The 15,448-nt window shown below is 34.7% G+C and carries 19 protein-coding genes; 3 read left to right on the top strand and 16 right to left on the bottom strand.

Going from position 1 to position 15,448, the window contains the following annotated elements:
* Nucleotides 1–195 precede the first annotated feature (195 nt).
* The 16 genes from ACNC7R_RS01345 to ACNC7R_RS01420 form a co-directional block, all read right to left on the bottom strand.
* Nucleotides 196–381, bottom strand: a complete 186-nt coding sequence (locus ACNC7R_RS01345; RefSeq protein WP_417939197.1) for a hypothetical protein — start codon at nt 379–381, stop codon at nt 196–198.
* An 84-nt stretch (nt 382–465) separates the two neighbouring features.
* On the bottom strand, nt 466–705 hold the full coding sequence (locus ACNC7R_RS01350) for a rhodanese-like domain-containing protein (RefSeq protein WP_417939198.1): 240 nt from the start codon (nt 703–705) through the stop codon (nt 466–468).
* Nucleotides 706–838: 133 nt separating this feature from the next.
* Entirely contained in the window at nt 839–2,308 is a 1,470-nt protein-coding gene (locus ACNC7R_RS01355; protein ID WP_417939199.1) for a nicotinate phosphoribosyltransferase, read from the bottom strand.
* A gap of 4 nt (nt 2,309–2,312) precedes the next feature.
* Nucleotides 2,313–3,251, bottom strand: coding sequence for an ADP-ribosylglycohydrolase family protein (locus ACNC7R_RS01360; protein ID WP_417939200.1), 939 nt, complete (start codon nt 3,249–3,251; stop codon nt 2,313–2,315).
* A gap of 1 nt (nt 3,252) precedes the next feature.
* On the bottom strand, nt 3,253–3,984 hold the full coding sequence (locus ACNC7R_RS01365; protein ID WP_417939201.1) for a metallophosphoesterase family protein: 732 nt from the start codon (nt 3,982–3,984) through the stop codon (nt 3,253–3,255).
* A gap of 2 nt (nt 3,985–3,986) precedes the next feature.
* Nucleotides 3,987–4,535 carry an RNA 2'-phosphotransferase gene (locus ACNC7R_RS01370; RefSeq protein WP_417939202.1) on the bottom strand — a complete coding sequence of 183 codons (549 nt, stop codon included), beginning with the start codon at nt 4,533–4,535 and terminating at the stop codon, nt 3,987–3,989.
* 5 nt (nt 4,536–4,540) lie between these two features.
* Nucleotides 4,541–5,176, bottom strand: a complete 636-nt coding sequence (locus ACNC7R_RS01375; RefSeq protein ID WP_417939203.1) for a DUF4291 domain-containing protein — start codon at nt 5,174–5,176, stop codon at nt 4,541–4,543.
* 50 nt (nt 5,177–5,226) lie between these two features.
* A complete protein-coding gene (locus ACNC7R_RS01380; protein ID WP_110307108.1) occupies nt 5,227–5,736 on the bottom strand; it encodes an O-acetyl-ADP-ribose deacetylase in 510 nt (169 codons plus the stop codon).
* The gene (locus ACNC7R_RS01385) at nt 5,733–6,146 is read right to left on the bottom strand and encodes an ADP-ribosylation/crystallin J1 (protein ID WP_417939204.1); all 414 of its coding nucleotides are present in this window, start codon (nt 6,144–6,146) and stop codon (nt 5,733–5,735) included. Before ACNC7R_RS01385 ends, ACNC7R_RS01380 begins: the two co-directional genes overlap by 4 nt.
* An 8-nt stretch (nt 6,147–6,154) precedes the next feature.
* Entirely contained in the window at nt 6,155–6,682 is a 528-nt protein-coding gene (locus tag ACNC7R_RS01390) for an NADAR family protein (protein WP_417939205.1), read from the bottom strand.
* A gap of 11 nt (nt 6,683–6,693) precedes the next feature.
* Nucleotides 6,694–7,776 (bottom strand): adenylosuccinate synthetase, encoded by a 1,083-nt coding sequence (locus tag ACNC7R_RS01395; protein ID WP_417939206.1) that lies wholly within the window; start codon nt 7,774–7,776, stop codon nt 6,694–6,696.
* Nucleotides 7,777–7,973: 197 nt separating this feature from the next.
* Complete coding sequence (locus tag ACNC7R_RS01400) at nt 7,974–8,837, bottom strand: hypothetical protein (protein WP_417939207.1); 864 nt, start codon at nt 8,835–8,837, stop codon at nt 7,974–7,976.
* Nucleotides 8,838–8,839: 2 nt separating this feature from the next.
* Nucleotides 8,840–9,175, bottom strand: coding sequence for a hypothetical protein (locus tag ACNC7R_RS01405; protein WP_417939208.1), 336 nt, complete (start codon nt 9,173–9,175; stop codon nt 8,840–8,842).
* 152 nt (nt 9,176–9,327) lie between these two features.
* Nucleotides 9,328–10,161 (bottom strand): ribose-phosphate diphosphokinase, encoded by an 834-nt coding sequence (gene prs / locus ACNC7R_RS01410; protein WP_417939209.1) that lies wholly within the window; start codon nt 10,159–10,161, stop codon nt 9,328–9,330.
* A 74-nt stretch (nt 10,162–10,235) separates the two neighbouring features.
* Nucleotides 10,236–10,928: an NUDIX hydrolase gene (locus ACNC7R_RS01415; protein ID WP_417939210.1), complete on the bottom strand. Its 693-nt coding sequence runs from the start codon at nt 10,926–10,928 to the stop codon at nt 10,236–10,238.
* Nucleotides 10,929–11,104: 176 nt separating this feature from the next.
* On the bottom strand, nt 11,105–12,004 hold the full coding sequence (locus tag ACNC7R_RS01420; protein WP_417939211.1) for a LysR family transcriptional regulator: 900 nt from the start codon (nt 12,002–12,004) through the stop codon (nt 11,105–11,107).
* An 84-nt stretch (nt 12,005–12,088) separates the two neighbouring features.
* Here ACNC7R_RS01420 and ACNC7R_RS01425 point away from each other — a divergent pair, with 84 nt between their 5' ends.
* The 3 genes from ACNC7R_RS01425 to ACNC7R_RS01435 all read left to right on the top strand — a co-directional run bounded on the left by ACNC7R_RS01425 (nt 12,089) and on the right by ACNC7R_RS01435 (nt 15,382).
* Nucleotides 12,089–12,853 carry a type 1 glutamine amidotransferase domain-containing protein gene (locus ACNC7R_RS01425; RefSeq protein ID WP_417939213.1) on the top strand — a complete coding sequence of 255 codons (765 nt, stop codon included), beginning with the start codon at nt 12,089–12,091 and terminating at the stop codon, nt 12,851–12,853.
* Nucleotides 12,854–12,857: 4 nt separating this feature from the next.
* Nucleotides 12,858–14,015 (top strand): iron-containing alcohol dehydrogenase, encoded by a 1,158-nt coding sequence (locus ACNC7R_RS01430; RefSeq protein ID WP_417939214.1) that lies wholly within the window; start codon nt 12,858–12,860, stop codon nt 14,013–14,015.
* A 371-nt stretch (nt 14,016–14,386) separates the two neighbouring features.
* Complete coding sequence (locus ACNC7R_RS01435; protein WP_417939215.1) at nt 14,387–15,382, top strand: NAD(P)H-dependent glycerol-3-phosphate dehydrogenase; 996 nt, start codon at nt 14,387–14,389, stop codon at nt 15,380–15,382.
* Nucleotides 15,383–15,448 lie beyond the last annotated feature (66 nt).

Below are 15,448 nucleotides of genomic sequence, written 5' to 3' on the forward strand. Positions count from 1 at the left end.
TCCATACAGTTTTACGCAATCTTGTCATTCCGACGAAGGAGGAATCTTTGTTGCTAGATCGACACAGATTGATATTCTTTACGGAGCTACTTACGAAGATTCCTCGTTTCTCGGAATGACAAACGTAACGCAAAAACAAGTCATAAAAAAAAGCCTGAATGGATAAAATTCAGGCTTTCATTTTTATGATGTTTGTTATTTCACTTCAGTTCCTTCAAATTGTATTCTTGAATCATTTACATTCACCAGCTCATCCAGTTCATAGATATTTTTATAACCATATCCATAAAGGTCAATATGCGTTGGAATATTAAGTGCCAGCATAATGGGTTTTCTGTTGGACAGAATTTGGGTTTCGATATTGGTTTTAGGTTTAGCCATTTTCGAAGCAAAATCTATAGGATCTCCATCAAAATTATTATTGCAGTAAATCAATTTTCTGGTATTCGGATTCGGAATTAACTTTTAAAGGTTTTCCTGTGTGAAGTCAGTAAAATCAAGATGAATCGCTCCTTTTAAATGTTTTCTGTTGAAACGAAAATCGGAACGGGAATCCAAAATTACGGTGTTTTCTTCCTTTGCCATTTTCAAAAAAACATCCAGACTTACTAAGTTTTTTTCTCGTTGCTTTTCTAATTCCGAGACAAGATTTTTAAAATCATCATAGTCAACCAGTGCTTTTGGATAATGTTCCTTCTCTGCCATCTTTTTTGTTTGATTTGATGTTTGTGAATGAGCAATTCCGGTTATAAAAAGGCTTCCTGCTAAAGTTATAAGAGATGTAATTTTTATAGTTTATATTTTTAAGGATGTAATTTTTATAACCGGATTATATTATTTATGCTTCGATACTGATTCCTGTACTAACACGGATTCTGATATCATTTAAAGACTGATCAATTAAAAGTTTCCCATTTCTGAAGACTTCCTTCAATTCGCCTTGTTTTTCTTCTTCCCAGGAAACATTATCTGTTAAATGATACTTACCGTCGATTAAATCAATTTTCATTAATCCTTTAGCTGATTTTTTAGTTCCGTCATCTGTAATCGGATCTTTGAAGATCGCTCTTCCCTCTCCGTTTACTTCTCCGTAAGTGGCTTTCATTGCAAATCCGAAAGTATCTCTTGTGTTGTACTGATATGTGAAAGATCCAATACCTAAAACAACATTTGTAGAAGCGAACCCTTTTGCTTTTAAGCGTTCACAAATTTGAGTTGCTCTTGCTACGGTAATACTATCTCCATAAATGGCTCCAATCTGCGGAACTAATTCTTTGAAACCTTTCGCATTTGTATTGCCACCAAAAACATCCCAAAGCAATTCGATTACCCCTTTTTTCTCCTGTTCTGTTTTTCCGTTTGGATTTCCGCAGATGATATCTACCGGATCGCCACTGTCAGGACGAATTACTGCTTTACCTTCTCTTGAAACGATTTCTTCTTTTAATCTTGGAAGATAATCCGTTAGCACTTTCCATAAATCCCAAGTATCAGAAACGATAGAAACAATTCCTTTTGGATATACTTCTGTAATTAATCTTTTGAAAGTTTCGTACTCACCTTCAGTCGTTCCCATACACATAACGGAATGTTCCGTTGCTGCTACTGAACCAGCTACAAGCTCCTGATCTGAATTAGCATTGTAATATTCTTCTAAGAAATCAATTGCAGGAATCGTATCAGATCCTGTAAAACTCAATAAATGCCCTGCTGCAGAAGTTAAAGCCGCTTCGATGCCTCCCATTCCTCTCATAGAGAAATCGTGCGCCTGCCAATCTACAAATTCTGGAACAGAAGAAGTTTCGTCAGCATATTTATCCAATACTTTTCTGTATTCCCTTGCGATGGTAGCAGAGTTACAAGGCAGCCAGATTACGGCAGAAAGCAAGGTCTCGAAATAATTCGTCAGCCAGAAAAACTCCGGAATCGTATTGTACATCGTAAACATTGGCACTCTCAACGGAACACTCGCACCTTCCGGCAACGCTTTAAAAACCATCGGAATATAGCCTAAATCGTGTAAATCTTCGATATGTTTAGTGCCTACCTGGTTTTCTCCTAAATAGTTATTGATTCGACGGGCGTATTTTTTAACCACTTCCTCTTTTGGCTGTTTAAAAAAGTAAGTATCAAAATCGTGAATGATGTATTTTTTGATAAAATACTGCAATCCGAAAAACACAACTTCTTCAAGACCTTCGATTCTTGATTTTCTGGGTGTCCAGTTAGAATATACTAAAGTAGTTTTGTCCGGGTATTGCCTTCTGTGGTCAACTTTGTAACCATCGGTTAATAATAGTGGGTTCATAATTTTAGTTTATATTTTTTAATAATCGTTCTGCTAAATCTTTTATATCGTTTGTTCGGACCAAATTTTCAATCCATTTTTTAGAGATATTTTCGATTCCATAATAAATTCCTGCCAGGCCTCCGGCAATAGCACCAGTTGTATCTGTGTCTTCGCCGAGATTAACTGCTTTTAAAACCGTTTCTTCATAAGAATCCGAATTCAGAAAGCACCAAATACTAGCTTCTAAACTATGTAGCACATAACCAGAAGAATGAATTTCGTCTTCCAAATATTCTGAAATATCATTTTTCAGAATTCTGTCAAATAACTGAATTTCTGCAGAATTAAACTTTTTATCTTTCAGAAATACCGAAACCGTATTTTTCATTTCGATATAAGCTTCGAATTTATCTTTCTCTTTTAAAATTTCCAAACAATAGATCACGTAAATAAAGCAGGCAAATCCGGAACGAAAATGAGCATGAGTTATGGAAGAAACTGCTTTGACTTTTTGATAAATAATTTCAATATTTTTTTCTTTATGAAGATAAAAAGCCAAAGGCAAGATGCGCATTAACGAACCATTTCCATTATCCTGATCGAAAAAATTACCAGAAAAAGCAGCCGATTCTCCTTTTACAACACGAAGCAGAGAATGTTTTGTTGTTCCTCCTATGTCAAATACTTTATGATGCGCTCCCCAATAACCTTCCAGCATCCATTTTACGAAAGTCTGAGCCATATCTTCTATGTCAAAATTTCGAGATAAACTTTCGGCTGTGCAAAATGCGAGTGAACTATCGTCACTCCATGTTCCAGGAGGTTGATTCCAGCACATGAATCCCATCATGTCTGTAACCGGATTTTGTTTTAAATACGTTCTCGATTTAAATTCTACCGGAACACCTAAAGCATCTCCAACAGCTAAACCGAATAAACCTGATTCTATTGTGTTTCTCATTTTATTTATTTCTTCCTTTTTCATTTGGATAAAACGTCTGTACTACATCACTCTGCCAAAATTCTTTCGTTTCAACTTCTAGACAAGTTAATTTCCCATAAAAACCTGCACCCGTATCAATATTCCAGACATTACAACCCTGCATTGGAATTTCTATATCATAATGAAGCGTTGGTGTATGACCGATATAAATTTCATTAAAAAGTAATAACCTTTTTGGGTATAAATTCGAATCTTTTTTAATTCGTTTATCCATTGTCAGCGCCATTTCCCACAACGTTCTGTCCCATGAAAAATTGGTTTGATAATGTTCTTTTTCTGGTCCGTGCATCGATGAAAATCCGGCATGAATGAAAAGGTTGTTATTCTCATCAACAAAATAATCTTTCATTTGATTAAAGAATTTCAGATGTTTCTTTTTTTCAGAGATATCAATATTCTGATAACTTTCTATAGTCGATTTTCCGCCATGCAAAAACCAGATGTCGTTTATTACATCTTTTTCTAACCATTCCTGACACCAGGCATCATGATTTCCTTTTATAAAAATGCATTCCTGTTTTTGGGATAGCCTGATAAGAAATTCAATAACCTGTGCCGACTCGCTCCAGCCATCTACATAATCGCCTAAAAAAATTAACCGGTCAGTTTCAGATAAAGCGATTCGGTCCAGCAACTGAACTAAAGCTCTTAATCCTCCGTGGATGTCTCCAAAAACAAGTGTTCTTTTCATTTTTAAAATTGAATGTATTTTGCAGGAACCTCATCTGTTAACCAGACATTGTTTTCGGATAAATAAAATTTAAAACCGTCTCTGTGCATTGCACCACTTCTGACGGTTAAAATTTGAGCAATTCCTCTACGGCTTCCTACTTTTACTGCCGTTTCTTTATCTTTTGAAAGATGTACGTGTTGCCGGCTCATTTTTTTCAAACCTTCTTTGCGGATACTTTCCATAAACTTTCCAACTGTTCCGTGATACAAATATTCAGAAGGTTCAGTTTCGGCCAAATTTAATTCAACTGAAATCGAATGTCCCTGACTTGCACGGATTTTGGTTTTATCTTCATTAAATGCAAAACGCTTTTTATCGTTATTTTCTACAACATAATCCAAAAGTTCAGCCGTCATCTGATTCTGGCTTCCTTTTTTATTACATTTTATAATTAATTCTTCTACATCTGCCCATCCGTTTTCGTCTAATTTTAATCCGATAGTTTCAGGCGAATGTCGCAGCACCAGACTTAAAAACTTGCTGACGCTTTTTGCTGTTTTTTCATTCATCTTTTCTATGTAATTTTTAATTTCGTATTCAATTCTTGATTTTTAAAAAGAAAAGGTCTCTCTGCCGGAATGTTCAGGTTTTGTAATTCCTTTTTCTGAACAAATTCGTATTGTTCTGCTACAAAGTCCGAAATATCTTCGATTAATAAAATATCTTCTTTGGAGTAAGATCTTGTAAATTCGTCTCGTAAGCCAATTTGAATCGCTCTTCTTTCTAATTTTCCTCCATACGGATCATGATCGGGATCCCATTGGAGTCTTACAGAAGAAGATTTTACTTCTGTCTGCCATTCTTCATTGCTAATTCCTAAATCAGCGCTATAAGAAGAATAAACTGCGTTGTGAAGATATTTTTCAAACGCATCTCTTTTCAGATGGATTGCCAGAACGACTTCCTGACCTTCTTTTGTTCCCCATCCGTTTCTGTACATCATCCACAGAAAATTGGGTTTGATCCAGGTCATTCTGTCTAGACTGAAAGCACCTCCAAAAAACTGATTTTTTACGGCAAATTCGCCTATTTCTTTTCGGTATGACTGGTATACTATTATTTTTTCATCGTCATACTGAGCCATTATGTGATGACCTGTTTGAGGCCATTCTTGTAATTGCTCGCTGTATTTTTTTAATTCTATTTTCATTTTATAAGAACACAATAACTTCGATTGTGTTTGTTTAATATTTATTTTTTCTATTCCAGAATCTCTTTATAAATCTGATAATTTTCATCATCAAAACAGACAAATAGTATTTTTTCAATTTCTGAGATTCTTTGAAACTCTTTTACTGCTTTTACGGCAATCTGAGCCGCTTTCTCTTTTGGGAAATGATAAATTCCAGTACTGATATTTGGGAAAGCAATGGTTTTGATTCCGTTTTTAACAGCAAGATTCAAACTGTTCTGATAACAATCTTCCAATAGTTTTGACTTTTCGTCTTTATCACCATTCCAAACCGGACCGACAGTATGAATCACATATTTAGAAGGAAGATTTCCAGCTGTTGTAATGACAGCTTCTCCAGTTTTACAGCCTCCCTGCTTATTACGAATTTTAATACATTCTTCTAAGATTGCTTTGCCTCCTTTACGATGAATCGCTCCATCAACACCGCCGCCGCCAAGCAAGGAAGTATTGGCTGCATTTACTATTGCGTCGACCTGAATTTCTGTTATGTCCGCTTTTAATAATTCTAAAATCATTTTCTAAAACTCTCTAGTTTTTCATTAAGTTTTTTGTCTTCACTTAACACTGAACGATCCGTAAAATGAACATTAACTATTTCAATTCCGTTTACTATGTTAGCATTAAAATCAATTAATTCTTCTGATGGTATCCAAAGTTCGTTATGATTTTTATCACCAACATTTTGAACTTCATACTTTTCCAGAAAGGATGAGTTGACATCAAAGGCAGTTACAATTCCAATAAATCCCGAAAACTCGTCAACGGTATTCCATTCAAAAGCAATCTGATCTGCATATTGCTGATTCGTTACCGGATAAAAAATGGGTTGCCAATCCAATCTTGGTGGAAATGCATTGTATTCTAATTCAGCAATTAATTCCATTTCCTTTAAACCTACTGGACGATATAATCTTGTTGTTTTCATAATCATTTTTATCTCAATTCATCCCTAACTTCCATCAAAGCAAAACCTAAAAGATTTAAACCTCTCCACTTTTCAGGATTCAAAACATCTTTATGATCACTCGCCATTCCAATTCCCCAAATTGGGTCAACCGGACTGGCTTCTACCAAAACTCTTTCTTTTGTATTTAATAAAAAGGTTTTCAAATCGGCATTTTGACTGAATTTGTGAAAGTTTCCTTCTTTTACAATTTTATATCGGTTTTCTAACCAGATTTTGTCATTGTAGTTTCTCACTTCTCTGCCTAATTTTTTGGCTTCTGCAGGAGAATCAGCTTTAATGATTTTTTCTAAAATTTCCTGATCCTCGAATAATTCAGCTTTTTTCGCCATCATCCAGTGTTCGGCAGTTTTATAAGTTATTTTATCTACTTTAAAAGAACTCAACCACCATTGGCTGAAACAGGTTTTGGTGATTTTTCCGTCTTTGTTTGGCTGATGTCCCCAGAAAAATAAAAATTTACTTTCCGGAGCTATGGTATCTATAGTGTATTTCATTTTTTCTCTTTTTATTGAAACAAAGAAGTAATGTTTTTAAAATCTTTCGAATCAGGTGAAAATGATCCGTAGATTTCATTGAATTCCGTTGTGAGGCTTTCAAACTCATAATCTTGCTCCAGCTGATCCATACAGGTTACAACCAAATTTCGTTTTGCCATTGGGCTGTAAGCTGCATCGAGTTTTAGAGCATAATTTAAAAGTTCATAATTCAGACTTCCAAAACGTAAGTGTTTTTGGTATTCGTTAAAAACACAGGTTTCTTCTTCGTTGTTTTTTAATTTTATTTCTCCTTCATTCGCCATCCAGCCGTGTCCGTGTCGGGTTGCATAACTGCGGGTTACATAATACACTACTACATCTTCAATCTTTAGTATATTACAAATTTCAATCGCATTTTTTGAAGTGGTATTGGCATACGTTACATTCGGAAAAACACCGTGATCCATGTCGAGCAGAATTCCCTGACTGCCTTCAAAAATGAGATTTTCGTATTTTGAAAGGAACGTGTAATCAACAATATTCCATTCTATTTTATCAATTGCTTCCAGATATTGACTGACTTCTTCATCCATTTCACTTTCGCTTAAAAAACCATAATAATAGGCGATTTGGTTTAGTTTTTCTAAAAGCATTTCACGGGGCGCAATCAAATCGATGGCAAACAATTTATACGGGCCTTCGTTTCTTTTCATGGTGGAACCAATGCCTTTTCCGCAGGTTCCGTTTTCGATGTTTCGCACATTTCCTCTGTTGTGCCAGACATCAAAAGGGGTTGTGACTTTTGCTAAAGGATGGATATACAAATCCAGATTAGCTTCTTTTTCTTTTAATTCTTCTCTTTCGTTGTAGAGAAAAAGCGGATGAATGGTGCAATGCTCGCTGTAATAAGACGGAAGCCCACGAAGCGCACCACTCGCAAAACTGGAATGAACATGTTTTTTATCACCAATCATAACCGTGTGTGCTGCCTGTTGTCCTCCTGAAAACCGAATAACTATAGATTCAGGATTTTGCTTCGCCAGAAAATCTGTTGTTATGCCTTTCCCTTCATCACCAAATCCTAAACCTATAACTATTTGAGCTGTTTTCATTTTGTTTTTTTTAATCTCGCAAAGGCGCGAAGGCGCAAAGTTTTTTTAAGCATATTCTTTAAATAATCTCAAGTAAGCAAGTTTTTTAAGCTTAACCTTTAAATTAAAAGACTTTGCGTCTTCGCGTCTTTGCGAGCAAATTTCTCGTTGCTAAAAGAAAAAACTTCCATTTTAATCCCTCAAAAGCCATAAAACTTTTAAAGCATTTCGATATTATCTAAACCTCCTGAAACTGGATTTGTTCCTAAATCAGAACCAGAAGTTTTGTGTTTATCGCAGATTATTTTCTTAATTACATTTGGAATTTCTCTGTGATCTTCAATTGAAAGACAATTTTGCCCCAGTAATTTTTTCCATTCTACATCGGCGTTAATGGCTTGTCCTGAATGCAAGACACTAATATGATAAACATCGTATCTTTTTTGCGCTTCTGCTAATAATTCAAGATGTGTATAAGTCTGTTGTCCCTGACCCATAATTTCTTTTATTGCTGATGCTGGAAGTGTTTTTAAACCTGGTTCATCACCAACAGTAAACAACAATCCTTTTTGACCTCTTTTTTCGAAAGCATCGGTTTTAGTATGGAAAGCTGCAAAATACCAGGCCAGAAGATAACTTTCGCCAGCGTTTCCACCACCGCCTGATTCAATATACGTTCGGGTTAACCACATATCCAGCTCTTCGTCTCCAGATTCAAACTGTCCAACCTGAAGCGGATATCTGTCGCATTCGTGATCGCCAATTCCTAAGAATAAAAGTGCTGGATCTGGAACACCGCCCTGAATAATTCCGCCCATCAATTTTGGCAACCCTTCTTTGATCAGTTCATGCGGAATGTGACCCATACTTCCCGTAACATCCAGTCCTAAAATGATCGGAACAGAATTGGGATGCACTTCAGAATCTCTGGCTTCCCGAAAAGTAATACCATTCGGATTCATAGATTCATGCGCCATTCGTAAAGAATTCTGTGTAAAAATTTCACTTGCAGATTTTTTTCCATAACCTGCTGCTTCTGCTCTGCTCAAACGAGCTCCTAAATCATATCTTGTACCTCCCATGACTAAAATGTTTTACCAAATAAATATTCGAATCGTTTTTTTGTTACTTCAAACTGAATATTTAGATTTCTGATTGTTAATGATAATTCCATGTCTTTCTGAACAAAAGCTTCCGGCTGAAAATCGGCAAATGTGAGACTGTTTTTATCCAGTGGACTAATATCAATTAATCCTTCTTGTTCTCTTTCGAGTCTTTTGATTTTTAATTCAATATCTTCGACTCTTCTTCTGTAAATTAATTCAGAATCTGCACCAATTGTATTGGCTCTGTCTTCTCTTATCTGATCATTGTTTCTTTTTAAAGATTCAATAAATCTTGGTTTTAAATCGTCGCTCATAATTTTTGTGGTTTTGTTTCAGGTTTTCTTTGTTTCAGGATTCAGGTTCCAATAAACTTGAAACTGAAATGCTAAACATGAAACGGTTAATAGAATTTTATTTTAGGTTTCACCTTAAGCAGATAACTTGAAACCTGAAACTTGAAACCTTTTTAAATTAACGTTTCAAGCCCAATTACCTGAACACTTTCACCTTCAAAATCTTTAAAAGAATTCGTTGTAAATATTTTGTCAAAACAATCTAAAACTTCAAATCCTTTATTGAAAATTCCGTGGCTTACTGCTAGGTATAGCTTTCCGGCGTTTTTCTTTTTAAGTTCTTCGGCTAATCCTACGAAAGTTCCTCCTCCGTCGCAGATATCATCTACAATTAAACAATCCATTCCTTGCAAATCATCATTGTAAACTTTAAAACCAGACAATTTTCCGGTTTTTACATCACGGCTTTTACTGCATTCTACCACATCAATTCCGCCTAAGAATTCAGAAACTTTATAGATTTTCTTCAAAGCGCCACCGTCGGGAGAAATCAGTTTTACGTTTTCTCCGATTACTTTTAAAACTTCCTTGATAAAAGTATGATTCGGAATGACTTCACAGTTGTTTACCAATGCCGGAGTAACTTCAGAGTGTGCATCAAAAACATAAACTTTATTTAATTGAAGTGTATTGATAATATCTGCATACACTTTTACAGATAAAGATTCTCCTTTAATCATCACACGATCTTGTCTTGCTGCCGGGAAATACGGAATAAACAAATCGATTATTTTAACATCCATTCTGTGTAAAGCATCTACTGTAATACACAACAAACCTAAATCGTTGAATGAATTTAACCGGTGTGTGATGGTTACTTTTTGTGTGGTATCAAAATCAGGATTGATTTTAATATGTGGTTCTCCGCCAGAAAAGGTAAAACTTTGAAACTGGATTTCTTCCTGGTTAAGGATAGGAGCGAATTTTGGGTCTAAATTTAGTATCATAGTGTTGTTGTTTGCGTTAATTATACGCAAATATAGGATTATATTTTTGATCGACAATTTATTTTGTGTAAAAATTACGCAAACTTTATTTCGAAGTGAAAACCTTTCTTGATTAATTCATTGTATTTTAGTTTGTTAAACTTAAAAAGTTTTGCCGGACGTCCGCTTTTTGAGGATCCAAATTGTTCCGTTTCTTCAATGATTTCAAAGCTTAATATTTTTTTTCTGAAATTTCTCCTGTCAATTTCTTTCTCTAAAATGGTACAGTATAAGTTTTCAAGTTCAGAAAAAAGGAATTCTTTTGGCAGTAAATCAAAGCCAACCGGTTCATAAGTAAGTTTTGCTTTTAGGCGTTCGATAGCTTTTTTTAGAATGCTATTATGATCAAAAGCTAAGGTTGGAACCTCATTAATTTTGAACCACTGTGCATGTTCGGCATCAGAATCTGCTTTGATGGTTAATTTGGAAGGATCAACCAGAGCAAAATAAGCCACAGAAATAACACGGTTTCTGGGATCTCGATTTACATCATCACCAAAAGTAAAGAGCTGTTCAAAATAAGTTACGGTAACATTGGTTTCTTCTTTTAATTCTCTTTTTACTGCATCCTGCAACGATTCGTCATTTTTGACCAAACCTCCCGGTAAGGCCCAATACGATTCCTTTGTGCCGAATTTCTGTTGTATTAAAAGGACATACAATTGGTTGTGCTGGTAGCCAAATACAATTGCATCAACAGCTACTCTGATATTTTGAATGTTAGTCATATTCTAAATGCGTAAGATTTACACAAATATAAAGTTTTATATTTCTTACGCTGAGCAATTTAAATTTTAACCCACAAAAAAATTGGGATAAACCTGATTTTGCTTTAGAACAAATTTAATATGCAATAAAATATCCATGCTCATCATTTTTGATGATTTTTTTGAAGCAATGATTTTTAAGTAGATAATGCAATTCTGACTTCGTTGGCAATGATATCAAAAAACGTCTTCAAATTGTTGTTTTTAGCCGCCAACAAATAAACATATTCTTCAGGAACATGAAAGCTATTCCATACCAGTTGTAATTTATTTTGCTGAATAAATTTTCTGGCATTGCAATTCCAGGTTACGGCAACACCGGAATTTTTCGAAAGCATTTCCAGCATTTCATATTCTGACGGAATGATATAATTAGGAACCATCGAAGGTCTTTTTTTATGGAAAGCATGCAGCCAGAACAATTTTATGTGTGGAATCCTGGCATCATGAGAATACCATTTTTGTTCGTTTAGCCATTGTTCTGCTGCGGTAAAATCATCTGACTTGAGTTTCTGGCGAAATTCAGTAATATCTAAATTCGTTGGTCCAACCATCACCAGTTTAATTTTAGCAACCGTTTCCTGAACCGTATCAAACGTATCGTATTTTTTAGAAACAATTGCAAAATCAAGTTTTTTAGAATCGACTAACGAAAAAAGAGTATCATCGTCGGCAAAAGTAAAATCGATTAAATCAAACTTGGCAATTAAACTATTTCCCACACTGCTGAAAAGATGTTTCGAAATACCAACAGAAATTAATCGTGTGGCATCTTCCGCTTTTGATCGAAAAGTAGTTTCTACATTTTCTAGTCGGTCGAGTGCATCTATTATTAAGTTATTCAGTAACTTAGCATACTCGGTTGGTTCTACACCTTTAGACTTTCGAATAAATAATTTGTTTCCAACATGAGCTTCGAGCATAGAGATCTGCTGACTTACTGCAGGCTGACTCATAAATAACTCCTTAGCAGCGATAGAAAAGTTTCCATTTTTATAAACTGCTTTAAACGTTCTGTACCATTCCAGATTTACCATGATATAGTTTTATTTATAACAAACATAGTTTATTTTATTTTTACAAATATCACATAAGCCGTAAATTTGTTTAAAATTAATGAAATGAACAAAATAGCATTATTTGCAATAATCGCTTTTACAGCAGGTAGCATTTCGACTACTGCTCAAAAATTAAATAAAAAACAGATGAAAAAAGTATTATTTGTGCTTACGAGCCATGACAAATTAGGAGATACAGGTGAAAAAACAGGATTTTGGACAGAAGAATTTGCTGCTCCGTATTATACCCTTATAGATCAGGGATATATTGTAGAGATTGCAAGTCCTTTAGGTGGTCAGCCGCCAATTGATCCAAAAAGTAATGATCCGAGTGCTGCTACAGAAGACACTAAACGTTTTGATGCGGATTTAGCTTTACAGGAAAAGTTAAAACATACGCATAAAATTACAGAAGTGGATCAGAAAGATTATGATGCGGTTTTTTATCCCGGTGGTCACGGACCAATGTGGGATTTGGCCGTTGATCAAAATTCAATTGCTTTGATTGCATCTTTTTACAATCATAAAAAACCAGTAAGTTTTGTTTGTCATGCACCGGCAGCATTAAAAAATGTAAAGATTGATGGTTCTTATCTGGTTAAAGACAAAAAAGTTACCGGATTTTCAAATACTGAAGAAGAAGCAGTTGGATTAACAAAAGTGGTTCCGTTTTTATTAGAAGATGCCTTGAAAGCAAATGGTGGTGAATATTCAAAAGGAGCTGATTGGGCACCTTATGCAGTAGAAGACGGTTTGTTGATTACAGGTCAAAATCCGGCTTCATCAAAACTGGTAGCTGAAAAATTAATGGCACAATTAAAAAAATAAGCAGATGTTAAACTTTGAATTATACAATCCGACGAATTTAATTTTCGGAAAAGGACAAATTGAGAAACTTTCGACTTTGGTTCCAAAAGATGCTAAAATACTATTAGCATATGGTGGTGGAAGTATTTTTAAAAACGGAATTCACGAACAGGTAATTAATAACTTAAAAGGTTTTGATATTGTCGAATTTGGAGGCATTGAGCCCAATCCACATTTTGAAACTTTGATGAAAGCGGTAGAAGTGATCAAAGCCGAAAAAATCGATTTTATTCTCGCAGTAGGAGGAGGATCAGTTATTGACGGTGTTAAGTTTATTTCGGCAGCTGTTCATTTTGAAGGAAACCCAATTGATATTCTTCAAAAGAGAATTTTGATTAAAGAAAATGCTGTGCCGTTTGGAACTGTTTTGACATTACCGGCAACAGGAAGCGAAATGAATTCGGGTTCTGTGGTTACGATTAAAGCAACGCAGGAAAAACTGGCTTTTGGCGGAAGTGCAATGTTTCCGAAGTTTTCTATTTGTGACCCAACTGTAATTGAATCTTTGCCAAAAAGACAAATTCAGAATGGGGTTGTAGATGCTTACACGCATGTAATGGAGCAATATCTGACGTATCCGCATGAAGGTTTTTTACAAGACCGAATTGCTGAGGGAATTCTACAAACTTTAATTGAAATTGGTCCGGGAGTTGTTGAAAATCCAACTGATTATGCTTTGGCTTCGAATTTTATGTGGAGCTGTACCATGGCTTTAAACGGATTAATCCAAAAAGGAGTTCCCTCAGATTGGGCGACACACATGATTGGTCACGAATTAACCGCTTTATACGGAATTGATCATGCGAGAACTTTGGCAATTATCGGGCCAAGTTTATACCATATAATGTTTGAAACCAAAAAAGGGAAATTAGCACAATACGGAAGAAGAATCTTCAACTTAACAGGTTCAGATGATGAAGTAGCAAAAGAAGCTATCAATAAAACAGTAGAGTTTTTCCACACTATGGGAATGGATACTAAACTTTCTCAATACACAGATGATTATAGTAAAACAGCAGATTTTATTGTAAATCGTTTTGACGAAAGAGGCTGGAAAGGTTTAGGTGAAAAGCAGCTGGTAACTTTAGATAAAGTAAAATCTATTGTAGAAATGAGTTACTAAAAAATAAAATTTCAAATTTTTGTTTGAAGTTGAAATATCTATTTAATATCAAGAAATAGAAATTGTTATTTGGAGCTTAAATTTTGGAATTTGCATTAAAAAAAGGCGTTCTTAAGTTTTTTAGGAACGCCTTTTTAAAATACTAAAACAAAACTAATTAACTCAATTCTTACTAAATTCATTTAAAAGTCTAATTGATAATAGTTTAGAACGCAGATGTCTTTTTTTTATTGCATGAAAATCAAAATATTTTTTTGTTTTTTCTAAATTCTTTAAAACCGTTGTATTCAAAGCTGTTTTTAAAAATTCTTAAATCACATTTTGTGATATTACTGCATTATTAAGTACTTTTGCTCTAAATTATTTTAATAATGAGTCAAAATTTAAAATTTGCAGTAATTGGTGGAGGGAGCTGGGCAACGGCTATTGCAAAAATGTTGTGTGTGAACCAGGATGAAATTTCTTGGTATATGCGAAATGATGCTGCAATAGAGCACCTCCTAAAATATAAGCATAATCCAAATTATTTGAGTTCAGTTGAGTTTGATATCAATAAACTTAAATTAACCAACGATATAAACGAAGCCATAGAATATGCTGATTACCTCATTTTTGCAATTCCTTCTGCTTTTTTAAATGCTGAATTAGAGCATTTGACTGTTTCTCTGGAAAATAAAATTATCTTTTCAGCGATTAAAGGAATTGTTCCTGAAACCAGTTTGATTGTGGGTGAACATTTTCATATTCAGTATGATATTCCATACTACAATATAGGGGTTATTACAGGACCTTGCCATGCCGAGGAAGTAGCTTTGGAAAGACTTTCGTATTTAACGATCGCCTGTGGTGATCCTGAGAAAGCCTGCACGGTTGCAAAATCCTTATCCAGTAATTATATAAAAGCTAAAATATCAGATGATATCATCGGAACTGAATACGCGGCAATGCTGAAGAATATTTACGCAATAGCTGCGGGAATTGCTCATGGTCTGGGATATGGCGATAATTTTCAGTCTGTATTAATGAGCAACGCAATTCGTGAGATGCGAAAATTTATCAAGAAAGTACACAGAATGAAACGAAATATTAATGATTCTGCTTATTTGGGCGATTTATTGGTAACAGGATATTCCATATTTTCAAGAAACAGAATGTTTGGCAATATGATTGGGAAAGGATACACCGTAAAAAGTGCCATGATGGAGATGAGTATGGTTGCCGAAGGATATTATGCCACTAAAAGTGCGTATAAATTAAATCAGGGTTATGGAGCTAAAACACCTATTATTGATGCGGTTTACGCCGTTTTATACGAAGGTAAAAATGCAAAGACTGTTTTCAAAAAACTTACTGAGTCTTTAGATTAAGAATAAATTCTAAGACATAAAAAAAGAGTCCGCTTCTGTTAGGAACGGACTCTTTTTTTATAATGA

The organism is Flavobacterium adiutor, assembly GCF_048282555.1.
Classification (GTDB): Bacteria; Bacteroidota; Bacteroidia; order Flavobacteriales; family Flavobacteriaceae; genus Flavobacterium.

Excerpts from the sequence above, each read along its gene's own strand:
- ACNC7R_RS01390 (WP_417939205.1), bottom strand. The coding sequence starts at position 6,682 with ATGAAATACACTATAGATACCATAGCTCCGGAAAGTAAATTTTTATTT.
- ACNC7R_RS01360 (WP_417939200.1), bottom strand. The coding sequence starts at position 3,251 with ATGAGAAACACAATAGAATCAGGTTTATTCGGTTTAGCTGTTGGAGAT.
- ACNC7R_RS01380 (WP_110307108.1), bottom strand. The coding sequence starts at position 5,736 with ATGATTTTAGAATTATTAAAAGCGGACATAACAGAAATTCAGGTCGAC.
- ACNC7R_RS01375 (WP_417939203.1), bottom strand. The coding sequence starts at position 5,176 with ATGAAAATAGAATTAAAAAAATACAGCGAGCAATTACAAGAATGGCCT.
- ACNC7R_RS01350 (WP_417939198.1), bottom strand. The coding sequence starts at position 705 with ATGGCAGAGAAGGAACATTATCCAAAAGCACTGGTTGACTATGATGAT.
- ACNC7R_RS01345 (WP_417939197.1), bottom strand. The coding sequence starts at position 381 with ATGGCTAAACCTAAAACCAATATCGAAACCCAAATTCTGTCCAACAGA.
- ACNC7R_RS01415 (WP_417939210.1), bottom strand. The coding sequence starts at position 10,928 with ATGACTAACATTCAAAATATCAGAGTAGCTGTTGATGCAATTGTATTT.
- ACNC7R_RS01420 (WP_417939211.1), bottom strand. The coding sequence starts at position 12,004 with ATGGTAAATCTGGAATGGTACAGAACGTTTAAAGCAGTTTATAAAAAT.
- ACNC7R_RS01400 (WP_417939207.1), bottom strand. The coding sequence starts at position 8,837 with ATGGGAGGTACAAGATATGATTTAGGAGCTCGTTTGAGCAGAGCAGAA.
- prs (WP_417939209.1), bottom strand. The coding sequence starts at position 10,161 with ATGATACTAAATTTAGACCCAAAATTCGCTCCTATCCTTAACCAGGAA.
- ACNC7R_RS01365 (WP_417939201.1), bottom strand. The coding sequence starts at position 3,984 with ATGAAAAGAACACTTGTTTTTGGAGACATCCACGGAGGATTAAGAGCT.
- ACNC7R_RS01425 (WP_417939213.1), top strand. The coding sequence starts at position 12,089 with ATGAACAAAATAGCATTATTTGCAATAATCGCTTTTACAGCAGGTAGC.
- ACNC7R_RS01395 (WP_417939206.1), bottom strand. The coding sequence starts at position 7,776 with ATGAAAACAGCTCAAATAGTTATAGGTTTAGGATTTGGTGATGAAGGG.
- ACNC7R_RS01435 (WP_417939215.1), top strand. The coding sequence starts at position 14,387 with ATGAGTCAAAATTTAAAATTTGCAGTAATTGGTGGAGGGAGCTGGGCA.
- ACNC7R_RS01385 (WP_417939204.1), bottom strand. The coding sequence starts at position 6,146 with ATGAAAACAACAAGATTATATCGTCCAGTAGGTTTAAAGGAAATGGAA.
- ACNC7R_RS01370 (WP_417939202.1), bottom strand. The coding sequence starts at position 4,535 with ATGAATGAAAAAACAGCAAAAAGCGTCAGCAAGTTTTTAAGTCTGGTG.
- ACNC7R_RS01405 (WP_417939208.1), bottom strand. The coding sequence starts at position 9,175 with ATGAGCGACGATTTAAAACCAAGATTTATTGAATCTTTAAAAAGAAAC.
- ACNC7R_RS01355 (WP_417939199.1), bottom strand. The coding sequence starts at position 2,308 with ATGAACCCACTATTATTAACCGATGGTTACAAAGTTGACCACAGAAGG.
- ACNC7R_RS01430 (WP_417939214.1), top strand. The coding sequence starts at position 12,858 with ATGTTAAACTTTGAATTATACAATCCGACGAATTTAATTTTCGGAAAA.